This window comes from Pseudomonas sp. P5_A2_2 (assembly GCF_054177685.1).
The window spans coordinates 1-2,034 of record NZ_JBGCUL010000819.1 but is presented as its reverse complement, the minus strand read 5'-3'; the positions used below and the strand labels follow the sequence as shown (position 1 = coordinate 2,034).

Sequence of the window (2,034 nt, the reverse complement as noted above, 5' to 3'; positions counted from 1 at the left end):
GTATCGATGCGCTGTTTACTCGTTTCTTCTGGCGTCGTTGAAACGAAACCTGCAACCCGGACAAACAAAAAGGGACTTCCATGAAGTCCCCTGTTTTTTTGCCTGAAACTAACGGGTCACTTCCTCCGCACCGGTCTCTTCGGCCAGCTTCGGATGCGCACTGCGTTCATGCACTTGGGATTGCGGGGTACGGTCGATCAGCAGGCTCAGCAATTCGGGGCGGCTGTAGTGACCGCGGGAATCCATCATGCGTTTGCGCTTGTCGATCAGGCCCATGTCGAGGTCGGCGATCACCTCGCCCTCACCCTCCTGCAACGAACCCAGCACCGTGCCATCCGGGCTGATGATCGCGGTATAACAACCGCCGGAGATCGGGCCGATGGTGCAACCGGTGTCGGCCATGATCTGCGCCTGTTGCTCGGGGTACAACCACGCCGTGGAATTGACCACGAAGCACGCTGCCTCCAGGGCATGCTGGCGAACACTGACTTCCATTTGCGAGGCGAACAGGGGACCTGCAAACGACCCCGGGTACATGGCCGCGTGGATCTGCTCGCCATCGGCCATCAAGGCATAACGGGCCAGCGGGTTGAAATGCTCCCAGCAGGCCAGTTGCCCGATGCGCCCTACCGCGCTGTCGACGGCCCGCAGTCCGGAACCGTCGCCCATACCCCAGATCATGCGTTCGTGGTAGGTCGGGGAAATCTTGCGGCGACGCTGGATCAGCGAGCCGTCGGCATCGAACAGCAACTGCGTGTTGTACAGCGAACCGCCATCGCGCTCATTGACGCCGATGGATACGACCATGCCGGCTTGCCTGGCTGCAGCGCCGATGGCATCGGTGGCGGCCGAAGGCACGGTGACAGCCTGGTCCAGCAGCTTGAGGTGTTCGGCGGCCATTTCGAACGGCGACTGCACGTAGGAAAAGTACGGGTAGTACGGCACGATGGTTTCCGGAAACACCGCGAATTGCACGCCCTGTTCGCCGAGTTCGAGAATCTTCTGCACCACTTTGTCGACAGTGCCTTCACGGCTGTAAAGAACAGGGCTGATTTGTACGGCGGCGGCTTTGACGAGGGTCATGGCGGTGATCTCATTGAGGGAAAAGTTTCAACGAGATCAAGATTACGATAATAATATAAAGTCACAAATGTCGCATACGCCACCTTTCAGGACATCAAGAATTCAACCCCGACTGGCGCGCTGAATCACCTGCGGCGGCTGCCCGAACGCACGAATGAATGCGCGACGCATACGTTCACGATCACCAAAACCCGTGTCCGTCGCCACCACATCGATGGAATGCCGTCCGGTTTCCATCATCAACCGGGCCGACTCGACCCGCAGGTTTTCGATGGCCTTGGCCGGAGACTGGCCGGTTTCGGCATGAAACACCCGGCTGAATTGCCGAGGACTGAGATTGGCCACGCTGGCCAGTTCCTCGACCGACAGCGCGGACTTGAGATTCTGCTTGGCGTAGTTCAGCGCTGCCTGTATCCGATCGGTCTTGGGGGCCAGTTCCAGCATCACCGAAAACTGCGACTGTCCGCCGGAACGCCGGTGGTACACCACCAATTGCCGCGCTACCTTGCGTGCAACGTCGGCCCCCAGATCCTTCTCCACCAGCGCCAACGCCAGGTCCACGCATGCGCTCATGCCCGCCGCGGTCCACAGGTGGCCATCGTTGATGAAGATCCGGTCTTCCTCGACCTTCACGTTCGGGTAGGCCTTGCGAAAGGCCGGCACATGCGCCCAATGGGTGGTCGCCCGCCGACCGTCGAGCAAACCGGCCTCCGCCAAGGCATTCGCCCCCGTGCAAATCGAGCCCAGGCGTCGGGTGCCGTGACTGGCGCGGCGCAAAAACTCCAGCATGCCCGGCGTGGTCGGGCGGATCAGGTTGTCGCCCAGGACCAGCAGCGTATCGAACGAGCGCTGGTCGAACGCTTCGGTCTTCACAGCAAAACCGGCGGACGTCTGCACCAGGCCACCCGGTTCGGACAGTAATGCAATGCGGTACAACGGCTCATCCATGGC

2 protein-coding genes are annotated in these 2,034 nt (G+C 60.6%); both read right to left on the bottom strand.

Annotated features, from left to right (window positions below):
* Positions 1-108 precede the first annotated feature (108 nt).
* On the bottom strand, positions 109-1,083 hold the full coding sequence (locus ACXRVY_RS26120; protein WP_223463763.1) for a carbon-nitrogen hydrolase family protein: 975 nt from the start codon (positions 1,081-1,083) through the stop codon (positions 109-111).
* A gap of 102 nt (positions 1,084-1,185) precedes the next feature.
* The coding region (locus tag ACXRVY_RS26115) for a GlxA family transcriptional regulator (RefSeq protein WP_458238634.1) at positions 1,186-2,034 on the bottom strand (849 nt) is incomplete at its 5' end.